This is a genomic window from Halobaculum rarum (assembly GCF_040025155.1).
Taxonomy (GTDB): domain Archaea; phylum Halobacteriota; class Halobacteria; order Halobacteriales; family Haloferacaceae; genus Halobaculum; species Halobaculum rarum.
On the sequence record NZ_CP157275.1, the window covers coordinates 1,943,002 to 1,963,462 of the forward strand.

20 protein-coding genes, 1 tRNA gene and 1 pseudogene are annotated in these 20,461 nt (G+C 66.8%); 8 read left to right on the forward strand and 14 right to left on the reverse strand.

All coding sequences use genetic code 11. The features are described from left to right. Nucleotides 1-123: 123 nt before the first annotated feature. From ABJD39_RS10085 to ABJD39_RS10095, 3 genes are all read left to right on the forward strand, one after another. The gene (locus ABJD39_RS10085; protein ID WP_348613732.1) at nt 124-306 is read left to right on the forward strand and encodes a hypothetical protein; all 183 of its coding nucleotides are present in this window, start codon (nt 124-126) and stop codon (nt 304-306) included. 230 nt (nt 307-536) lie between these two features. Next, a complete protein-coding gene (gene ilvD / locus ABJD39_RS10090; RefSeq protein ID WP_348607903.1) occupies nt 537-2,333 on the forward strand; it encodes a dihydroxy-acid dehydratase in 1,797 nt (598 codons plus the stop codon). A 116-nt stretch (nt 2,334-2,449) separates the two neighbouring features. Further along, nucleotides 2,450-3,370, forward strand: a complete 921-nt coding sequence (locus tag ABJD39_RS10095) for a class I SAM-dependent methyltransferase (protein WP_348607905.1) — start codon at nt 2,450-2,452, stop codon at nt 3,368-3,370. 38 nt (nt 3,371-3,408) lie between these two features. Here the strand turns inward: ABJD39_RS10095 and ABJD39_RS10100 are convergent, their stop codons facing one another. From ABJD39_RS10100 to ABJD39_RS10110, 3 genes are all read right to left on the reverse strand, one after another. Further along, nucleotides 3,409-4,659, reverse strand: a complete 1,251-nt coding sequence (locus ABJD39_RS10100; protein ID WP_348607908.1) for a lycopene cyclase domain-containing protein — start codon at nt 4,657-4,659, stop codon at nt 3,409-3,411. A gap of 100 nt (nt 4,660-4,759) precedes the next feature. Then, nucleotides 4,760-5,962 (reverse strand): hypothetical protein, encoded by a 1,203-nt coding sequence (locus tag ABJD39_RS10105; RefSeq protein ID WP_348607911.1) that lies wholly within the window; start codon nt 5,960-5,962, stop codon nt 4,760-4,762. A 1,243-nt stretch (nt 5,963-7,205) separates the two neighbouring features. Continuing rightward, nucleotides 7,206-7,610: a hypothetical protein gene (locus ABJD39_RS10110; RefSeq protein ID WP_348607915.1), complete on the reverse strand. Its 405-nt coding sequence runs from the start codon at nt 7,608-7,610 to the stop codon at nt 7,206-7,208. Between the two features lie 309 nt (nt 7,611-7,919). Between ABJD39_RS10110 and ABJD39_RS10115 the strand changes: the two genes are divergently transcribed. Then, nucleotides 7,920-8,780 carry a hypothetical protein gene (locus ABJD39_RS10115; RefSeq protein WP_348607918.1) on the forward strand — a complete coding sequence of 287 codons (861 nt, stop codon included), beginning with the start codon at nt 7,920-7,922 and terminating at the stop codon, nt 8,778-8,780. 380 nt (nt 8,781-9,160) lie between these two features. Here the strand turns inward: ABJD39_RS10115 and ABJD39_RS10120 are convergent, their stop codons facing one another. The 9 genes from ABJD39_RS10120 to ABJD39_RS10160 form a co-directional block, all read right to left on the reverse strand. Next, nucleotides 9,161-9,442 carry a hypothetical protein gene (locus tag ABJD39_RS10120; RefSeq protein ID WP_348607921.1) on the reverse strand — a complete coding sequence of 94 codons (282 nt, stop codon included), beginning with the start codon at nt 9,440-9,442 and terminating at the stop codon, nt 9,161-9,163. Between the two features lie 345 nt (nt 9,443-9,787). Then, nucleotides 9,788-9,858, reverse strand: a tRNA-Pro gene (locus ABJD39_RS10125). Nucleotides 9,859-9,949: 91 nt separating this feature from the next. Then, nucleotides 9,950-11,059 carry a succinylglutamate desuccinylase/aspartoacylase family protein gene (locus ABJD39_RS10130; RefSeq protein ID WP_348607923.1) on the reverse strand — a complete coding sequence of 370 codons (1,110 nt, stop codon included), beginning with the start codon at nt 11,057-11,059 and terminating at the stop codon, nt 9,950-9,952. A 62-nt stretch (nt 11,060-11,121) separates the two neighbouring features. Continuing rightward, complete coding sequence (locus ABJD39_RS10135) at nt 11,122-12,024, reverse strand: RNA-guided pseudouridylation complex pseudouridine synthase subunit Cbf5 (RefSeq protein ID WP_348613630.1); 903 nt, start codon at nt 12,022-12,024, stop codon at nt 11,122-11,124. Continuing rightward, on the reverse strand, nt 12,024-12,602 hold the full coding sequence (gene cmk, locus ABJD39_RS10140) for a (d)CMP kinase (RefSeq protein ID WP_348607926.1): 579 nt from the start codon (nt 12,600-12,602) through the stop codon (nt 12,024-12,026). The genes ABJD39_RS10135 and cmk overlap by 1 nt, the downstream gene beginning before the upstream one ends. Before the next feature lie 130 nt (nt 12,603-12,732). Beyond that, a complete protein-coding gene (locus ABJD39_RS10145) occupies nt 12,733-13,530 on the reverse strand; it encodes a helix-turn-helix transcriptional regulator (protein ID WP_348607928.1) in 798 nt (265 codons plus the stop codon). A 333-nt stretch (nt 13,531-13,863) separates the two neighbouring features. Continuing rightward, nucleotides 13,864-14,487, reverse strand: coding sequence for a MogA/MoaB family molybdenum cofactor biosynthesis protein (locus ABJD39_RS10150; RefSeq protein WP_348607931.1), 624 nt, complete (start codon nt 14,485-14,487; stop codon nt 13,864-13,866). A gap of 45 nt (nt 14,488-14,532) precedes the next feature. Further along, nucleotides 14,533-14,994, reverse strand: coding sequence for a hypothetical protein (locus tag ABJD39_RS10155; protein WP_348607934.1), 462 nt, complete (start codon nt 14,992-14,994; stop codon nt 14,533-14,535). Nucleotides 14,995-15,040: 46 nt separating this feature from the next. Continuing rightward, nucleotides 15,041-15,217, reverse strand: coding sequence for a helix-turn-helix transcriptional regulator (locus ABJD39_RS10160; protein WP_431357881.1), 177 nt, complete (start codon nt 15,215-15,217; stop codon nt 15,041-15,043). A 211-nt stretch (nt 15,218-15,428) separates the two neighbouring features. Here ABJD39_RS10160 and ABJD39_RS10165 point away from each other — a divergent pair, with 211 nt between their 5' ends. The 3 genes from ABJD39_RS10165 (at nt 15,429) to ABJD39_RS10175 (ending at nt 17,774) form a co-directional block, all read left to right on the forward strand. After that, nucleotides 15,429-16,469 carry a zinc-binding dehydrogenase gene (locus ABJD39_RS10165; RefSeq protein ID WP_348607937.1) on the forward strand — a complete coding sequence of 347 codons (1,041 nt, stop codon included), beginning with the start codon at nt 15,429-15,431 and terminating at the stop codon, nt 16,467-16,469. After that, complete coding sequence (locus ABJD39_RS10170; RefSeq protein WP_348607940.1) at nt 16,459-16,806, forward strand: hypothetical protein; 348 nt, start codon at nt 16,459-16,461, stop codon at nt 16,804-16,806. Before ABJD39_RS10165 ends, ABJD39_RS10170 begins: the two co-directional genes overlap by 11 nt. Before the next feature lie 65 nt (nt 16,807-16,871). Next, a complete protein-coding gene (locus ABJD39_RS10175; RefSeq protein ID WP_348607943.1) occupies nt 16,872-17,774 on the forward strand; it encodes an alpha/beta fold hydrolase in 903 nt (300 codons plus the stop codon). 231 nt (nt 17,775-18,005) lie between these two features. On the opposite strand, the pseudogene ABJD39_RS10180 reads toward ABJD39_RS10175, so the two are convergent. Beyond that, a pseudogene (locus ABJD39_RS10180) lies at nt 18,006-19,682 on the reverse strand (ABC1 kinase family protein); the annotation flags it as partial. A 5-nt stretch (nt 19,683-19,687) separates the two neighbouring features. After that, the gene (locus ABJD39_RS10185; RefSeq protein WP_348607946.1) at nt 19,688-20,050 is read right to left on the reverse strand and encodes an Hsp20/alpha crystallin family protein; all 363 of its coding nucleotides are present in this window, start codon (nt 20,048-20,050) and stop codon (nt 19,688-19,690) included. A gap of 107 nt (nt 20,051-20,157) precedes the next feature. Between ABJD39_RS10185 and ABJD39_RS10190 the strand changes: the two genes are divergently transcribed. Then, complete coding sequence (locus ABJD39_RS10190; protein ID WP_348607949.1) at nt 20,158-20,412, forward strand: hypothetical protein; 255 nt, start codon at nt 20,158-20,160, stop codon at nt 20,410-20,412. The last annotated feature ends 49 nt before the right edge of the window (nt 20,413-20,461 follow it).

Here is a 20,461-nt window from a genome sequence, read left to right on the forward strand (position 1 = left end):
AGACACGCAGAAAACGAACGCCTCATTCCGAAGGTAACACCGCCGATCGGCAGTCGTGAAAATCGTTTTTCCGAGGGCAAGAAGCGACACCATGCCTAAACACCGCGGATACGTATCATAGCTATGGTATATCAGACCACTATCGGCTGGTCGCTCGTGTCGTCGGGCATCGTGAGTATCGTTCTCTGGCTGATCCCCGGAGACTCTGTCTGGTGGGGTGTCGGTCTCCTCGTCCTTGGACTCATCGTACTCTATATCCGCCGTGACGACGTCCAAGAGGGGTTCTCCGAACTGACTGAGTCTTGAGGTTCTCCTCCGTACCATCCGTCTCAGTAGTGCTTCTTTGAAGGATCGCTACTGCCACTGTACTTATCGGCGCAAGCCAGATCTACCACCAACTGAAGGTTTCAACAGGGCCCACTATCGTCGCCGGCGGCGACCGCGTCGCCGGCGTCGTCCACGAGGTGGCGCTCGTCGCGACAGCAACATCTGTTCGTGTGCGGCAGTTTATCAGGGCGGGGCGCCGACTTCGACGTATGAGCAAGCAGGAGCCGCCACGGTCGGACCGCGACAGCGACGGGGCCGGCGACGCCGCGGCCGACGCGGACGGATTCGCCGGCGAAAAGGACGAGTCCCTCCGGAGCCGCGAGGTGACCGCCGGTGCCGAGCGCGCCCCACATCGGGCGATGTTCCGCGCGATGGGGTACGACGATCAGGATCTCTCTTCCCCGATGGTCGGCATCCCGAATCCCGCCGCCGACATCACGCCGTGCAACGTTCACCTCGACGACGTGGCCGACGCCGCCCGCGAGGGGATCGAGGACGCCGAGGGGATGCCTATCGAGTTCGGGACGGTCACCATCTCCGACGCCATCTCGATGGGGACCGAGGGGATGAAAGCCAGCCTCATCTCCCGGGAGGTGATCGCCGACTCCGTCGAGTTGGTCTCCTTCGGCGAGCGCATGGACGCGCTCGTCACGGTCGCCGGCTGTGACAAGAACCTCCCCGGCATGCTGATGGCGTCGATCCGGACGGATCTCCCGTCGGTGTTCCTGTACGGCGGGTCGATCAAGCCCGGCGAGCACCAAGGTCGCGACGTGACCGTCCAGAACGTTTTCGAGGGCGTCGGTACCTACGCCGAGGGCGACATGAGCGCCGATGAGTTGGACGAGATGGAGCGCCACGCCTGCCCGGGCGCGGGCTCCTGTGGCGGGATGTTCACCGCGAACACGATGGCGAGCATCTCGGAGGCACTCGGGATGGCGCCGCTGGGCTCCGCATCGCCGATGGCCGAGTCCGAAGAGCGGTACGACACCGCCCGGCGTGCGGGCGAACTCGCGCTGGAGTGCGTCGAGCAGGACCGCCGTCCCTCGGACATTCTGAGCAAGGAGTCGTTCGAGAACGCCATCGCGGTGCAGGTCGCGATGGGCGGGTCGACGAACGCCGTGCTCCACCTGCTCGCGCTGGCGGCCGAGGCCGACATCGAGTTGGACATCACGGAGTTCGACGAGATCTCCCGGCGCACCCCGAAGATCGCGAACCTCCAGCCCGGCGGCACCCGCGTCATGCAGGACCTCGACGAGATGGGCGGCGTTCCGGTCGTGATCCGACGCCTGATCGAGGGCGGCTACATGCACGGCGACGCGATGACCGTGACCGGACGGACGATGGCCGAGGAGATCGCCCACCTCGAAGCGGACGGGCAGCTCCCCGCGGACGACGACATCGAGGCGGACTTCCTCTACACCGTCGACGAGCCCTACAGCGAGGAGGGGGCGATCAAGATCCTGACGGGGAACCTCGCGCCCGACGGTGCGGTCCTGAAGGTCACCGGCGACGACGCGTTCCACCACGAGGGACCCGCCCGCGTGTTCGAGGCCGAGGAGGACGCGATGGAGTACGTCCAGTCCGGCGGGATCGAGTCGGGCGACGTGATCGTCATCCGCAACGAGGGGCCCCGCGGCGGCCCCGGAATGCGCGAAATGCTCGGCGTCACCGCCGCCGTCGTCGGCGCGGGCCACGAGGACGACGTGGCGCTGCTCACCGACGGCCGCTTCTCGGGCGCGACACGCGGCCCGATGGTCGGCCACGTCGCCCCCGAGTCGGTCGAGGGCGGGCCGATCGGCCTCGTCGAGGACGGCGACACGGTGACCGTCGACATCCCCGAGCGGGAGCTGTCGGTCGACCTGAGCGACGATGAACTGGCCGCCCGCGCCGACGAGTACGAGGCGCCGGAGCCGCAGTACACCGGCGGCGTGTTCGCGAAGTTCGCCCGCGACTTCGGCAGCGCGGCCAACGGCGCCGTCACGAACCCCAAGGCGAAGCGCGACTGAGCCGGCGCCGGGGGTTCCTCCCGGCGCGGCGGCCGGCCTCGAGCGACGTGTAGCGGATCGACCGGTATCGAGGGCCGCGGAACATCCAAGTGCCGCGCCGGCGACGCCCCCGGCGTATGAGCGGCTGCGACGGCAACGGCAACGGCGACGGCGAATGCGGCGGCGACGACGAATCCGACAGTGGCGGCGTCTCGGGCCCGGATCTGTCGGCACGGTTCGAGGCGAACCGCGAGCACTGGGAGCGGATGGTCGAGCCGGTGTCGGTCGCCGACGGCACGGCCGAGATCGAGGCGTTCCTCGACGGGGAGTCGGCGCTGCTCCCGGTCCAGCGCCGGGAGGTGGGCGACGTGACCGGCGACCGCCTGCTGGACCTGCAGTGCTCGATCGGCACGCGGACGCTGTCATGGGTGCGGGCGGGAGCGACGGTGACGGGTGTGGACATCTCCGCCGAGAGCGTCCGGGTGGCCCGCGAACTCGCGGCGGCGGCGGGGATCGCCGACGACGCGACGTTCGTTCGCTCGAACGTGTACGACCTCCCCGAGGCGATCCCCGAACCGCCCGACCGTGGCTACGACACCGTCGTCAGCAACTTCGGCGTGCTGTGTTGGCTTCCCGATCTGGAACGGTGGGCCGAGGTCGTCGCGGAGTCGCTCGCGCCGGGCGGAACGGTCCACCTCGCGGAACACCACCCGATCGCGACCGCGCTCTCGGACGACCTGGGCGCCGGCGCCGGCGACGGAGACTGTGGCAGCGACAGCGACGGCGGTATCTCCATCGAGCATCCGTACTTCTCGACCGACGAGCCGGTGGCCGACGGCGACACCCACAAGTGGACCCACGGGCTGGGGGAGATCCTGACGGCGCTCGTCGAGGCCGGGATCGACCTCCGGTTCGTCCACGAGCACCCGTTCTCACCGGTTCAACGGTCCGAGTCGATGGTTGAGGACGACCAGGGGCGTTGGCGCTTCGAGGACCACGACCTCCCGCTGCTCGTGACCGTGACGGGGACGCGGCGAGAGTCGGTCGCCGACGGATGAGCCGCCGGACCCCGCGCTAGCAGGCCCGACGGATCGACTCACAGCTCGGTCGTGTCGGGTTCCCGGTTCGCACCCTCGGTGCCGTCGACCGTGTCCGAATCGCGGTCCGCCTTCAACTCTCCCGGACGCGGGTTCACCGTCTCGTGTATTCCGAGCACGAGCGCCGGGACGACGATCATGAACAGGTGCTCCTCCAGGGGGATCGCGAGCACCTCGATCCCCGTCCGCATCGGGATCGAGAACACGCCCACCTCCAGGGTGTACCAGTCCCAGAGGTACGCGATCGGGTAGACGGCGGCCACGGTGCGCGCGGCGCGCCACAGCGCGGCCCTCCCGGCGTGAACGAGCAGCGTCGCCGCCGCCGCGGCGAACAGCGCTTCCGTCGCGAGGTAGGTGTACGGCCCGAGGGCGGTTACGTCCGGAAGCGAGACGCCCGCGCCCGCGAGCGGTCGGAAGAAGACGGCCACGAGCAGCCCCGCGAGAAACAGGTACGCACCTCGGACGAGCAGCATCGTCGCCGTCGTCGCGTCCTTCCGCACCGCGACGGCGCCGACTGCGCCGAACGCGAGGCTCGCGGCGGGCGCGCTCGGCGGCAACACCCCGGAGAGGGTCAACGGGACGACCGCGAACAGCCCGGTACCGAGGGCGGCGAGCGCGAGCCGTCTGGCCCGCTCTGGACCGACCGCGACCGCGACGGTCCGCTTGCCGATCGAGCGGTCGTAGTCGTAATCCTGGGTGTCGTCGACGATCTTCACGCCCGCGAGCGTGACGACGAGAACGAGCGCCAGCGCCAGCGGCGCGACCGCCAGCGACCCGGTCTGGGCGGCGTAGCCGCCGATGAGACACAGGGCGATTCCGACGGGGTACCCGAGGGTTGTCGTCACCGGATTAGTGTCGAACTGCGGGGCGTGGAGGTAGCCGATGAGCCACATCGGCGCGGCGAGTGCGACGGCTAGCGGGGTCGACACCAGGACGAGCGCCGTGAGGCATGCGAGAAACCCCGCCGTCGCACCCGCGAGGCCGAGGCGACAGCCGCGCTCGGTCATCGGGTGATCGTCGTCCTCGCCGCGGCGGTGGAAGTCGACGTACCCGTCCTTCACGTGGGCGGTGTAGACAGCGAAGAACGCGGCGGCGGCGTACACCAGCGCGACGACCGGATCGAAATCGCCGGCCAACGCGGCCCCGACCAGCGCCGTCGCCACCGGCGGGAGCATGAACACGGGGTGGACCTGTGAGGCGTACGCTCGCGCGGCGGCCGCCGGACCGCGCCCGTGACGGACGATAGCCATGAGATCTCATGGCACTATTCGTGAATAAACCATCCGTCGGATATCGCGATCCGACGTTCGAGTGATCACGGCGAAGGCGCCGCCCGGAGAGGACGGCCGGTCAGCACCGGTCCCGCAGGAGGAGAGTACCGGCCAGGAGGCCGAACGATCCGACTGCGACGATCGACTGCGGCGGGAACTCGCCGGGTTGTCCCGAGAGGTCGGCGTTCGACGACGAGCCGCAGGTCTCGACCGTCCCGCTGGATTCGTTGTCGTACGAGAACGTGCAAGTGGGGGTTCCCGCTTTGACGATCGCGCCGGAGACCTCGTACGTCGAGGACGTCCACTCGGCCTCCACGGGTTCGCTCGAGTCGCCGTCCTTGAACGCGGTCGCTGCCATCGTCGTGCCGTCGTCGTCGCCCTCGGCAGCGAACGAGCTTCCGGTCCACTCCCACCGCACGAACCGGGTCCCGCCGTTGGGGCACTCTTCGGATCCGCTTCCACCAACGTCATCCTCTGCGTTCGGATCCTGCGTGCAGAGGATGACGTAGCTGATCGCGAACCGATTGTCGGGAGTGTCTGTTGGCGTCGGTGTGTCTGTGGGAGTCGGAGTGTGAGTCTCAGTGGGGGTGTCAGTCGGTGTCGGTGTAGCCGGTGGCTCCGCCTCCTCGACCGAACACCGTCCGTTGACAATGTAGCCCGCGCCCGAGTTGTTCGTCCCGTAGGCGGGGGCACCGACGAAGATGTCCTCTCGCTCGTCGCCCGACGTGTCGTTGACGCCGACGACGGCCCAGCCGGCGCGGTCACCGGCCGATTCGCCGGTGAAGGTGGCGTCCGCGTCCGCGAGACTCCGCGCCCCGTCCGGCTGTCCGCCGTACACGAGGTAGGCGGCGCCCGCGTTCTCGCCGTTCGTATCGTTGAACGGAGCGCCGACGAGGACGTCGTCGCGGTCGTCGCAGTTCACGTCGCCGGATCCGGCGGCGGCGACATCCCAGCCGGCCCTGTCACCGGCGCTGACGCCCCCGAGTGTCACGCGGGCCTCCTCGAGGGACTCGTTGTCGTCGATGGGGCCGGTCACGAGGTATGCGGCGCCGGAGTTGTTCCCGTTCGAGTCGTTGTACGGGGCGCCGACGACGATGTCGTCGTACCCGTCGGCGTCCGTGTCGCCCGCACTCGCGACCGACCACCCGGCCAGATCGCCTTCTCCGACCCCGGAGAGCTGGTTACCGCCGGTGACGGACGTCTCCGAGTCACCGTCCGCATCGAGGACGTAGACCGCCCCCGCGTCCGGCTCGACCGAATCGTTCGACGGTGCTCCGATCAACAGCTCCGGGTTACCGTCCCCGTCCGTGTCTCCCGCGCTTGCGACGTCGAATCCCGCGAGGTCACCCGCGCCGGCACCGAAGAAGGTGCGATCGGCTGCGTCGGCCAGTGACTGTGGCTCCGCGGGGGAGTCACCGCTGTCCGCGAGCGCGTCACGGACGAGGTAGACTGCCCCCGCGTTCGGCCCTGCCCCGCTGTCGTTTTGCGGGGCGCCGACGAGCAGCGTGTCCGTCTCTGTATCCGGTTCCGTCGAGGGAATCGAGTGAACTCATTTAGTCCGCCGTCCGCTGCTGCCTGAACGCGTCCTACTGCATGATGCGCTGAGCAGCGAACCGCTCGACAACATCGGTTTCTTCAGGGATCGGAACGCACCCGTCGTCGACCGCGGCGACCAGCTCCTCGAACTTAGGTAGGGTGAGGGGTTCTCTTGTCCACACCATCGCTGACAGTAAAACGAGTTTCCAGCGAGACGTAAATACGGCCCATGCGGACCCCCAAACGCCGGTTGACTTTGACAGTCCCCCGTCTCTGTAAAATCACTTTCTGACAGTAGATCCAGAGACAGAAGATCGCTAAGAACAGTGGATAGAGTCATCGCAGGGGCTTGCCACTTTGGTAACTCGATCTCAACAGTACCACTGTTTGCTGGGCATTTTTGTATTTATGCCCGGTCCGGGTCACGCATGTCGGGACCCGAATTCTGACTGACGCCAACTACTAGTGTGAAGGTCATGAGCGCTAACAGCCCCGCCACGGCAAGAAAGAAACTTGCGACGCCGATCGTGACTAGGAGCGTCATCCCAAGTAATTCGCCGCCGATCGCGGCAAGGAGAGAGAATACACTGAGTCCGAGCAATCGGTCCTGTGATCTTGTAGTCATACAAGACTCTCGGAACTGGACGGGGTTAAGCCACGCCCGACTCCTGTCGTTATGTCTCACGCTGCCACACATCATTGACCAAGAGTGTCCGACACTCATGTGTAGCGGTCAGTACCTGCGGAAAATCGGCAGTAGAACCACCCGAGTGAGGAACTGATACTTGTGGGTGTAGAGAGTACCCTCGCGGGGATTCAATTCTACGGGTGAACGTTCTCGTACTGATCAAAGTGCTCCTACGAGAAACGGAGACCTGTTCAGCGGCTCTTTCACCGAGTAACCACCACCTGATCAACGTCGAATCGAGATTCGCCATCTCGGTTGGTGCTGAGTACAGAGAGTGAGCGTATCGAGAAGCAGAGTGTGCTTAGCTGGGAGCGGGCCCCCGATAGTAGTGAAAGAGCAGTTGTGCCATAGGCATCGCCCAACTAAACGCAATTACAAACTGAAGCATCGTCCCAAGATGCTGTTGGGGGATACTCAGCCAGAGGACGATTGTTGCCACGCAGATACAGACGAGCGTGACGACCACCGCCGTCACGTTGTTAACATCTCGGAGGTCAACGTTGGCCAGTCCAACGGTCGCTATGATTCCGAAAATCACTCCCAATCCGACTGCCGCTATCGTTGTCTCCAGCGAGACGATTCGACGGGCAGGCTCAAGGAATAGTAGCCACGGAGTCCCTACGAGCGCAATCACGAACGACCGAAAAGCACGTGCTCGTCCATCAGCACCGTGCAACGGGTTCGTCTCGAAGAGGGTCTGGTTCATAAGATGAATTGGAATGGTGCGAGCATATCTGTTCCCCATCCCCAACTAAACGCACCTTGACATTCGCAACTCTACTTACCGGTTGTTTCGAGAATTAGTGACCGAGAACGGCGGAGAGTCGGTCAGCGGGAAGTACAGACGAACCACTATCCGCTACGTACAGGGTATTGATCTAGCTGGCGGGGCTCAGAAAGCGTGTTTCTGTGCGTCTATTTAAGCACCGCATTACTATATATCACTACGAGACAATTTAATCGCCCAAGTCATCGGAAAGAGCTCGCTACACGCCACTATCACGTGAGGCAATCTATGACACATAGCATCTGCACAGCGGACGCGGACGAGATGCTGCCCTACTTTCAGCGCCTGGGGAAAACGTTGCTGGCCCCCAATATCGAACCACGAGCTAGACTCGAACAATTGTTTGAAACCGAAACCGGCGAATTTGACTTGGATTTGGGATTTCTGACGCAGGTCGATCTCGAAAACGAGACACAACGCTTCGAAGTCGTGTATGGCTCCCACGAGATCCTCAGATCAGGTATCACTGCTCCACTCTCCAAAGCTTACTGTCGGAAAACTATCAAAGATCCGGAAGGGACAATGGCCGTTAGTGATGCTCTCGCTGAAGGATGGGAAGACGATTTAGCATATGAAACATTCGAGTTGGGAACCTACCTCGGGACGACAGTCTCGATTGACGATGAACTCTATGGAACGCTCTGTTTTGCGGACACCGACGTCCGTGATGACCCAATCGACGACAAAGAGAAAGCGCTTGTCGAGATGCTCAGCAAGTGGTTAGAATACACAAGAGATCACTGGGACGAGCCACTGCTTCGGGAGACTCGTATCGATACTATCGAGGGACGCACCGTTTCTTCGGACGCCATCGATTCGATGATGAGTGCACTCGTAAGTCGCACAAGGCGAGTTGTTCTTATGACCCTGTTAGACACCACTGAGACCAGTACCGCCACTCTCGAACTACAGCTAAACCACGAGAACGCCCGAATACACCTGTACCATAGTCAGTTACCCAGATTAGCCGACGCCGGATACATCGAGTGGGACGATGATACGGATACCATCTCCAAGGGGCCGAAGTTCCCCGAGGTGGAACCACTCGTTCAACTGTTGAAAGAGTATAATACGGCGCTCTCCGAGTAGACCGATTGCTTGACTTTCTGTCGATTCTGACAGAGTGTGTGTCGGTTAGTAAGCAATCCGAGTTAGCGGCTATTTTATCGGTTCTTGACTCAAATTTTTCATGCGCCCCAAGGGGCGGTTCGCGTGCAGTCCGGAGTGTGGAGGCTGTGGTCTGTTGATGGGGTGGCCTTAGCCACACCCCTAAGCGGGAACGGAACCCCCCGGGTTCGGTTCGAGCGCGAAGAGCGGTCCTCGAGTCCGGCGATCGGCGTTCGAGAACTCCAAACGAAACGGAGGTACGGGCTGAATCGGCCGGAAATCGGCCGTTTTCGGGGGTGCAGAAGAAAGTCATCACTACCCGTCGGCCCCCGCTCACCGGGAACCGACGGGGCAACTACAGGCTACCCGCCGCGGAGCTCGAGGAGCCGGGCGGCGTCTATCGCCTGTCGCTTCCGCCGGTCGGACCGACGGAACAGAACGGTAGCGTGTTTGAACGCGTCCGGATCACGGTCGGCGTCGATCCAGTAGCGGAGTCCCTGGCGAAGTTCGGAGATTACCTCAGCGTAGCCGTACTTCCCGGCAGGATCGAACTCGCCGAGTCGGAGCTTCTTGACCGCTTGACCGCGGGAGCCAGTCTCGCAGTCGTGCGCAGCGAGCCACGTCCGGAGCGCGCTCGTCGTCACTCGATTTCGCGCGAGCCACCGCTTGAGCGAACAACGGCGTGAGCGGCGAAGTAGGGATCGGGCCCGCCGGAGAAGTTGAGCTGCATGGCGAATTCGTGCCAAGCCGGCGAGACAGCTCTCATTCGTCCACCTCCGCGATCGCCGCACGGACCTCAGCGTCGGTGGTTTCAGCGGTAGGGTGCGGTATCCGGTCGCCGGTCGCGGCGTTGTAGAGTCGCGACGCACGGACGAACGGTCCGCTCACTTTCCTTCACCTCTATTTGGTAAATTGAAATCAGATAAACGAGTATAATGGCTCGTTACTGGGCTTAAATGCCAGTAATCGGAAGACAGCAGTTTGAGAAGTGGGACCGCCGAGATTCGAACTCAGGTCCTACGGACCCCATCCGCAGAGGATACCACTACCCTACGGTCCCGCACTCGGGTAAAAACGAGCGTCGGGGTTAAGCGCTTCGTTTCATCGAGGCTGCGTCGTCGTGCGATCACACGGCACGGAGTCGAAAGTGCTTATTCGTCGTCGTCCTGATCTCTCGGGACTACTAGGTCACCGTCGTCGCGGACGGCCATGCTAGCCACCGGGTTCCCCTCGTAGACGGCCAACCCCTCGGCGCGGCCGATCACGTAGCCGTCGTGCTCGCTTTCGACGGTTTCGACGACGTCGCCGTGAGGCGTTACCACCTCGGCGACGGCGTCGCCCGACTCCATCGTTTCGCCGACGGCGACGCGGTGACGCAGTAGGCCAGCCTCCTCGACACGCGGGCCGACGAACCGCCGCACGGGGTACTCGACCGGCGCGTCCGGGACGCTCGCCCCCGCCTCGACGACTCCTGCGGGCCTCGCGTCAAGAAGTCCGAATTCGACCGCGGCGGCGACGATCCCGGCAACGCAGGCCGCGCGGGCGTCCTCTTCGACGACGCTGTGACCGCCCAGCTCGGCGGTGACGGCGGGGATCCCGGCCGTGTTGAGCGCCGCGCCGGCGGTCGAGCGCTGGAGCGACTGCTCGACGTACTCCTCGGCGGGATACTCGGTGAGCACCGGAAACCCGAGCGCCGTCGCGAGACGGTCGAGGTCCTCGGCCAGTGTTTCGGCCTCCGCCTCGGTCCGCTCCTCGCCGTACAGCACCCGGTCGCGGATGGTGAACGGTATCGACCCGATCTGCGCGGTGTGGCAGTCGACGAGCAGATCCGCGGAGTCGGTCAATGCGTCGAACAGTCGTGTGTCGATGCGCTCCTGCGTCTCGGGCGGGCGCGAGTCCTCGCGTTCGGTGTCCGGAAAGTGGCGGTTTGGGTCGTCCTCCCCGTAGTAGGAGGTACGCTCGTTTCGCCGCAGCCCCGCGGGGTTGACGACGGGGACGACGACAACTGCGCCCGCGATGTCCTCCGCTCCGACCGCATCGGCGAACGTCGCGGCCGCGTCCTGCGCGACGGCGACGCCGGTGGCCTCGTCGCCGTGGACGCCGCCCGTCACCCAGAGCACGGGGCCGTCGGCGGCGCCGTTGATCACGGTGACGGGGAGTCGTTCGCTTCCACCGGTTGGGAGGTCAGTCGCGTGGATCCAGCCGTCCGCACGCTCGGCGGGGGCGGCGCTCGCGGAGCCGACATCGAGTACGTCGTTCACGCCCGTGTCTGGCTCCCCCCGGGCGAAAAATCCCCGAGCACCGGCAGTCGGTGCGGACGCGTTCAGACCAGCACGCGTTCCAACTCGACGACCTCGCCGGACTCCGCGTCCGGGTCGCCGACGAGCGTCCCGAGACATACCGCCGAGCCGTTCGGCGTGTAGCACGCGAGCAGGTCGCCCTCGGCGGGGTCGCCCGCGCCGACCTCGCCGGTCGCGACCACGCCGGGCGCGTACACCGGCGCGCCGTTTGCGATCTCACGGGCCGCCGACTCGGCGATCGTGAGCGACGGGAGCCCGGTCAGCGCCGCTTCGGCCGGGCGAAGCACCTCCCGAAGCGGCGACTCGTCGTGGTCGCCGTCCGTGGTGTCCTCGCCCTCCGCGAAGGCGACGCCGTCGACGAGGTCGTGCAGGGTGTGGAGGTCGCGGTCGTCGAACGGGTCGGTCGCGGTGCGTCGGAGGTGACCCATGTGGCCGCCCGTGCCGAGCGCGAGGCCGATGTCGTGACACAGCTTCCGGATGTACGTCCCCGACTCACAGCGGACCCGGAGCAGGACCTGTCGGTCCGTGCGGTCGAGCACGTCGAGGTCGTACACCTCGCGGGTTCGCAGTTTCCGCTTGACCGCGGACTTGCGCGGCGGCTTCTGGTACACCTCGGCCTCGAACTCGCTGACGACACGGTCGAGGTCGGTCGGGGCCGTGCCGTGGAGTTCCAACACGGCGACGTACTCCTTGGCGCCCTTGAGGAACACCTGCGCCATCCGGGTCGCGTCGCCCGTCAGGGTCGGCAGACAGCCGGTCACCTTCGGGTCGAGCGTGCCCGAGTGGGCCGCGCGGTCGACGCCCAGGATATCGCGGACCCAGCCGGCGACCTGGTGGGCCGACGGCCCCGCGGGCTTGTCGAGGTTGACGACGCCGAACGCGCACAGGTCGTCGACGGATCGCTCCTCGGGCGCCGGACGCATGATCAGAAGTCGTAGTCGACGCCCTCGACGGGGATCTTCCCCTCGTCGGTGTCGGGGTCGTACGAATCGATGGCGGTCGTGAGCATTCCGAGCATCCCCTCCGGCGACCAGCGGGCCGTGTTGTACACCAGATCGTAGATGCTCAGGTCGTCGATGTGGATGTTGTAGTACTCGCGGTAGCGCTTCGCCTCGCTGCTCTCGCGGCGACGCGTCTCCTCGATCACCTGATCCAGCGGCTTGTCCTCGCGGTCGACGATCCGCTCACAGCGGACGTCGAGGGGCGCGTCGAGCCAGATGCGGAGGTCCGCGTGATCGCCCGCGAGCCATCCCGCGAGGCGCGATTCCAGCAGTACGTCGTCGCGCTCGACGGCGACGGCACGCAGACGACGGTCGAGGTCGCGGTCGATCTGGTCGTCCTCCTCGGCGAGCTCGTTGAACTCGACGGGCGTCATGTCGCGCTCGGCGGCGAGTTCCCGGAAGATGTCGCCGCCGGAGACGTGTTCGAGGTCGAACGCCTCCGCGAGCGCGGCGGCGGTGGTGCTCTTCCCGCTACCCGGCGGGCCGGAGACCGTTAGCAACATAACGATACTCGGCTCGTCGCGGTCAAAAAGGCGTCCATGTTCCCGCGGTGTGTGCCGCGCTCGCGTGGATCTCCCACGTTCGCGGTTCCCGCGCTTACTCGGCGCCGCGGGTGCCGTTCGGCCGGTCTCCTCAGCCGTCGAGCACCGTCTCGGGCGTCACCGGTTCGGCGTCCGAACGGGCCCGATCGAAGCGCTCGCGAGCCCAGTCAACGGCTTCCGGGTCGTCGTTGATCGCCACGCCGCCGACGCCGGTGTCGGTGTAGACGACGATCCCGGCCTCGTCGTCGCGGTCGTCGTGCGCGGCGATCCACAGGCCGAAGGCGATCTCCATGGGCGCACAGAAGAACTCGATCGTCCCCTCGCGGAGGTCGGCGGCGAACCGCTCCGGCCGGTGTTCGATCAGATGCTCCAACACCGTGGGCGTGACGACCATCTCCGGCACCGCGCCGCCGGCGGTCGCCTCCGCGTCGAACGTGTCGAGGTGGCCCGACAGTGCGGCGGGCGCGACGCCGTACACCTCATCGGCCGTCCGGACCGATTCGAACAACCGCTCGACGACGCCGTCGGGGAGACTGGGGTCCGGCCGGTTCACGGACGCTTCGGCGAGAAAGCGGGCGTCGAGTTCGGTGTCGTCGGGGAGTGCCTCGAACAGCGGTTCGCCTCGTTCGAGGCCGTCGAGGCGCGCGCGATAGCGGTCGCGCTCGGTCAGGGCCCGCACGCCGATGGCGGTCGCACGCACACCCCCGTCGACGCGCTCGACGAGCCCCGCGTCGACGAGTTCGCGCACGCCGCGATCGAGCGTCGTCCGCGGCACCCCGAGCTCGTCGACGAGTCGCCGTTTCCGGACGGGGCCGTCGCACAGCGCCGCGAGGACGTCACGGCGCTTCGCGAGTACGCGCGCGACCTCTGCCGTGTCAGCGGTCGTCATTCATCGGGACAACGGACGGGCGGCTGTTGTGTGTTCCGCTTACCGGGCTGTTCACCGGACAGTGGGAAGATCTCCGGACGGTGAAGTAATACGGGGCGCTCCGGTAGCGTGAGCTGCCCCGAATCCGGTCTCCGACTGCTCGGCCCTCCACGCCGCGACAGCGGAGCGGATCCTCATCGCCCCGCCGTCGTCACCGACGCTTTTCCGCTCTGCCGTCACCGGGATCCTCCCGCTCCGCCGTGGTTCCGAGACGCTCGTTCGGTCGCGGTGCTCCGCTCGCGGGTCGCCTTCGCTCCCCGCTCGCGTCGAGGGCTCGCTTCGCTCGCCCTCGCATCACTCGCGTCTCGCCAACCCCGCGAGATGCCCCGCCTCCTCCACGATGATCTCCTCGATCCCGAGCCGCGCGGCGTTCTCGCTCCCGGGGAGACAGAACACGGGGACACCGCCGGCGACGCCGGCGGTCGCGCGCGTTCCGACGACCATCGTCCCGACATCATCGCGGCTCATCGACCGAAACAGCTCTCCGAATCCCGGGAGTTCCTTATTGAGCAGCGGCGTCACCGCCTCGACGGTCACGTCGTCGGGGGTGACGCCTGTGCCGCCGGTCGTCACGACGCAGTCCACGTCGTCGCGGTCGACGAGGCGATTGACGGTCCCCTGCACGCCGTCGAAGTCGTCGTTGACGACCTCGCGGACGACCACCTCGTCGCCCGCCGCCTCGACGGCCGCTTCGATGGTGTCGCCGGCGGTGTCGTCCTCGTGCCCTCGCGACGAAGATACCGTGACGACCGCGTACCTGAGCTGTTCGACGTCGTGGGCGTGGTGCTCGTGGTCGTCGTGCGCGTGGGCACCTCCGGTCTCGTGGCTGTCGCCGTGACCGCCGTGTTCGTGGTGTTGGCCGTCGCCGTGGTCATGGCCGTGATCGTGCGCTTCCTCGTGATCGTGGCTATCGTTCATGGCGACGCCTACCGGCCGCGAGCGCTTCAACCCCGGGCCCGCGGGTCACCCGCCCGTGGCAGCGTCGGCGACGAGTCGAACCCCGACGGCAAGGCCGCCCAGCGCGCCGGCGACGAGCCCGCCCACGAGAAGCCCGACGCCCAGGACCCACACCGTGACGGAGACCATTCCCGAGGTGAGAAACGCGAGGCCGAACGAGAACCCGAGGCCGAGCACGGCGGCGGCGGCCCCGCCGGCGACGAGCCGGTACGTGCTCGGGCGGTCGGCGAGGGGCCCGACGCGGAGCCGACCGTCGCCCGCCGGGAGCCCGTAGCCGACGACGGTGACGACGCCGGCGACGACCGCGCCGAGGACGGCGATGGCGAATCCGAACGCCGCGGGGAGGCCGTCGCCCGTCTCGGGCGGCGGCGGGAGGTCGAAGACGAACGCCGCGACGGCGACGAATCCGGCGAGACCGACGGTGACGACTCCGACGCGGAGGGCGGCGAGGAGGCGGGACCGATCCATTGGCGACGTTCGATGGGGCTCAAGAATGGGTTTTGTGGTGGCTTCCCTACGTCGCGCTGTCGCCGTCCGGGTCGAACAGGTCCTCGATCCGGCACTCGAAGAACTCCGCGAGCGTGAACGCCAACTCCAGCGACGGGTCGTACCGCCCGCGTTCGATGCTGTTGATCGTCTGCCGGGTGACGCCGACGAACGGCGGGGCATCGTAGACGTTCAGCCCGCTCAACGTTCGCGCGCCGGACGCGCCGAGCACGAGGGTCACCGCGGCCACGACCAGCGTGACGGTGCTCGCATGGCGCTCCAGTTCGGCGTCCCGTTCGTCGAACAGCGTCACGGGACTGAACTGCCACACCGCGAGGAAGCCGACGATCCCGACCCGTTCCGGCTCGCCGATTGGGGAAGGGTTTACTCCCCACGCGTGGCAGGTGGGACCACGCATGAAGGCAGTCCAGTTCTCGGAGCATGGCGACCGCGACGTGATCGAGTACGGCGACTTCCCGGACCCCGAGCCCGCTCGGGGGGAGGTGATCATCGACGTGAAGGCGGGCGCGCTCAACCACCTCGACATCTGGACCCGAAAGGGGCTGCCGGGGGTCGACCTGGAGATGCCGCACATCCCCGGTTCCGACGCGGCGGGCGTCGTCACCGAGGTCGGCGAGGGCGTCACCCGGTTCGAGCCGGGCGACCACGTCGCCGTCTCCGCGGGCGTCTCCTGCGGGGAGTGTGAGTTCTGCCGCCACGGCGAGGAGTCACAGTGTGTCCGCTTCTCGATCATCGGCGAGCACCAACGCGGCGTCCACTCGGAACTGGCGGCCGTCCCGCAGGACAACCTCGTCCCCGTCCCCGAGCACGTCGACTGGGAGGTCGCCGGTTCCTCCTCGCTCGTGTTCCAGACGGCCTGGCGGATGCTGCTGTCGCAGGGGGAACTCGCGCCCGGCGAGAAGATCCTCGTCCTCGGCGCCTCCGGCGGCGTCGGCCACGCGGCGGTGCAGATCGCGGACTACGTCGGCGCGGAGGTGTACGCGACCGCCTCCACCGAGGAGAAGCTGGGGTACGCCGAGGAGTTAGGCGCCGAGCACGTCATCAACTACGAGGAGGACGACTTCGCGAGCGAGATCCGCGATCTGACGGGGCGCCGCGGCGTCGACATGGTCGTCGACCACATCGGCGCGGCGACGTGGCACGACTCGCTGAAGAGCCTCGCGAAGGGCGGCCGGATCGTCACCTGCGGGGCGACGACCGGCGGACGCCCGGAGACGGACATCAACCGCATCTTCTGGAACCAGCTGAAGGTGATCGGCTCGACGATGGCGACGCCGGGCGAGGTCGACGACGTGCTCGAACTCGTCTGGGACGGCACCTTCGAGCCGCGGATCCGTGAGACGCTTCCCATGAGCGAGGCGGCGCGCGCACACGAGATGATCGAAAATCGAGAGGGCTTTGGCAAGGTGGTGGTTAGACCCGACAGTGAGCTCTGAGGGATCGAACGCCAACGCGAACACCGACCCGAACGCAGACGCGGACCGCACGCGGGTCGTCAACACCGGCGACGGGTACGAACGCGTCGACGACGCCGATCCGGACGACGAGCCCCCCACCGACGCGGACGCGGATGGCCTCGGACGCGCCGGCTGGGTGCTCGTGGCCGTCGTCGTTATCGCCTTCCTCGTCGTCCCCGGGATCATCTACGTTCGCCCGACTGCGCCGGGGGAGCTCGGCTTCCGCTTCCTCGCGGCGATGCTCGTGCTCCCGTTTCTCCCGGCGCTCCTGCTGGGCGTGACGGCGGTGTGGAGCCTCGTCGCCGGCGGGGAGTGACTGCCGGATCACGGCCGCCTCCGGCCGGTACGTTTTGGCCCGCCGAGCGCGTACGGTCAACCGACATGACAACCTCGCTCAGCGCGGCCACCGAACCGGAACGGCTCCCGCCGGACGTCCCGGGCGAGTCGACGTTCGTCGAGGCGAACGGCCGGACGTTCCACGTCGTCGAGGCCGGTCCCGAAGACGGCGAACTGGTCCTGCTGCTCCACGGCTTTCCCGAGTTCTGGTACGGCTGGCGCGATCAGATCCGGCCGCTCGTCAACGAGGGATACCGGGTCGTCGTCCCGGACCAGCGTGGCTACAACCGTAGCGAGCGTCCCGGCCGCGTCCGCGACTACCGGATCGAGGCGCTCTCGGCCGACGTGACCGGCCTGATCGACGCGTACGACCGCGAGACGGCCGCGGTCGTCGGCCACGACTGGGGCGGCGTCGTCGGCTGGTGGACGGCGCTGCACTCCCCCGAGCGACTGTCGTCCTTCGTTGCCGTCAACGCGCCTCACCCGACCGTGATCCGGCGGACGCTGTCCGGGGACCCAGTCCAACTCCTCCGGTCGAGCTACGCGCTGTTCTTTCAGGTACCGAAGGTGCCGGAAGCGCTGACGCGAGCGGCGAACTGGCGGCTCCCCGTGCGGATGATGCGCGAGTCCTCGATGCCGGGCACGTTCTCGACGGCCGACTTCGACCGCTACCGCGCGGCTTGGCGCCGCGACGGCGCGTTCACCGCGATGCTGAACTGGTATCGCGCGGCCGCCCGGCGACGACCGACACCCGAGACCGACGAGGTCACGGTTCCCACCCGACTGATCTGGGGGGTTCACGATCAGTTCCTCAAGCACCGCATGGCGTACGACTCCGTCGAGTACTGCGCCGACGGTCGGATCACGAATATCCACGAGGCGACCCACTGGATCCAACACGAACAGCCGGTAAAAGTCGCCGACGCGATCGTCAAGGAACTCTCCTGAACGGGACGTTTGGGGACCGAACGACGAGCGAGGCGACTACTCCGTCCGTTCGTCGTCGACGCCGATCGCGACGCCGCCGTCGTCGTCCCAGTCGCGGCGGTCGCGGGCGGCGTCGCCTCGATGGCTCTCCCCCGCCGTATCGGCGCCGGCGTCCTCGCCGCCGGCCTGATTCACCGCGCCGGGCATCATCGCGCCGCTGTCGCCCGATCCGTCGTCACCGCCCTCCGCGGACTGGCGCTCCCGCATGCTCTGTCGGGTGAACTGCGGCTGGGCCTTGATCCCGCCCTTCTCCTTCGTGAACGAGCGGTACAGGAAGAACACCATCGGCAGCGTGGCCACGACGATCCCGATCGAGAGGTACACGTCGAGCGTGCTCGACCCGAACGAGTAGATGATCGCCGCCGAGAGCCCGCCGACCGCGGTGAGCACGGAGTAGGCGATCCGCTGGGCAAGCCGATCGAGGACGTGGTTGCCGTCCTCCAGGGTGACGTTGACCGCGAGGTCGTCGCGCTGGACGGTGTCGAGCACGTCGTCGAACTTCGGCGGGACCGTGAACAGCGCGCGCGCGGTGTCGCGCGTCTGCGTCGCCGCCTCGCCCGCGAGCCGGCGGGCCGTGTCCTCCAGATACCCCTCCTCCGAGAGGTAGTCGGTCGCGACCTCGATGAAGTCGAAGTCCGGGTCGAGGGTGACGCAGACGCCCTCGACGACCGTCGCCACCCGGAGCACGAGCGCCATGTTCTGGGGCAGCCGCAGCGGGAAGTCGTAGATCGTCGACTCCACCTGCTCGATCACCTGCTGGACGCGGTACTGTTCGATGTCCTCGCCGCGCACGTCCGCGATGGCCAACTCCATCACGTCGGCCATCACCTGTCGGTCCGCCTCCGGCGACAACGTTCCCATCTCGACGAGCGCGTCGAGGATCGCGTTGATGTTCTGGTTCGCGACGGCGATGTAGAAGTCGATGATCTTCTCTTGAATGAACGGGTCGACGCGACCTGACATCCCGAAGTCGTAGAAGATGATCTGTCCCTCCGGGGTGACCGATAGGTTGCCCGGGTGGGGGTCCGCATGGAAGACGCCGTCCTCGGCGATCATCTGGAGGTAGGCGCGCTGGAGCGTCGTCGCCAGCTCGGTGCGGTCGATCCCCATCGCGTCGAGCGCGGCGGTGTCGGAGATCTTCGTACCGGGCAGGTACTCCATCGTGAGCACGCGCGGCCCCGACGCTGCGGCGACGGGCTCGGGGATCACGACCCGGTCGCTGTCCTCGAAGTTCGCCCGGATCTCCCGAAGCACGCGCTGCTCGCGCGAGTAGTCCATCTCCTGATGGATCGTCTTGTCGAACTCCTCGGCGAGGTTGTCCAGCGAGAACGCCTGTCCCTGGCCGACGAACCGCGTGAGCAGCGGCACCGACCACTTGATGATCCGGAGGTCGGCCTCGACCAGTTCCTCGATCCCGGGTCGGCGGACCTTCACCGCGACCTCCTGTCCGTCGTAGGTGCCGACGTACACCTGCCCGAGGCTGGCGCCCGAAATGGGCTCGGTGTCGAACTCGTCGAACACCTCCTCGACGGGGCCGAGTTCGTCCTCGATGACGAGCCGTGACTCCGCCCACGGCGCCGGCGGCACGTCGTCTTGGAGCGAGGACAGCACTTCGATGTACGCCGCCGGGAGCACGTCCGGACGGGTCGAGAGGATCTGCCCGAGCTTGATGAACGTCGGCCCGAGGGTGAGCAGCGTATCGAGTAGCACCTCCGCCCGCCGAAGCCGCATCTCACGGGTCACCTTGCGGGACCCGCCCACGACGATGAACCGCTTCCGGTCGCGAAGGAGCGCCCAGATCAGCGGCAGGAACCGATAGATGACGAGGGGGAACCGTCGGTACGCGCGCAGTGATACCAGCGTCACCACCCGGGTTACGCGTCCGCGTCCGTGACGGTGATCTCGTGTTCGGGAGCGGCGGATCGCTTGGGGAGCCGAACCGAGAGTACCCCTCGCTCCATCTCCGCCTCGCTCCCCTCGTGGGTCGCATCCGGCGGCAGCGGGATCTCGGCGTCGAGGAACAGCGGGCGGTCCTCCTCGACGTAGCTGTACTCGCGATCGGGCGCCTTCTCCCGGCGGGCCTCGACGTGTAGTCGGCCGCGTTCAAGGCTGATATCGGTGGTTTCCGCGCTCGCACCGGGCAGATCGATCACGAGGAGGTACGAGTCGTCACTCTCCAACAGGTCGGCGAACACCGGCTCGGGGAGATCCTGGAGCGCCTCGCGTAGCTTCGACATGGACGGGGTAACGAGCGGCGCGTCGAAAAATGCCGCGGTGGCGGCGGAGCCTGTGCGTGTGAGTCTCTCCCGCGCGTTTTTTGTACGCGCGGCCGGTTCACCCGCGTATGGGAGAGGGGATCGAGGACACGGACGGAACAGACGCGATCGATCCCGCGGCCGCGGCGATGGGCGCAACCGGGGTTCCGGTGCGGGTCGAACCGGACGCCGCCGTGGTGTCCGTTGAGGCGCCGGTGCCGCCGGATCTACACGAGGACGCGGCGCCGGCGATCCGTCCGATGGCGGCGGTCCGAGCGGTCGGCAGTCGCCTCCGGCGGCTGGTACCTCGTGACGGGCGGTCGGGCTCCGATCGGGACACCTGATGCGGTTACGCGCCTGACATCCACCTCGACGACTGGCGGCCTTTTTACT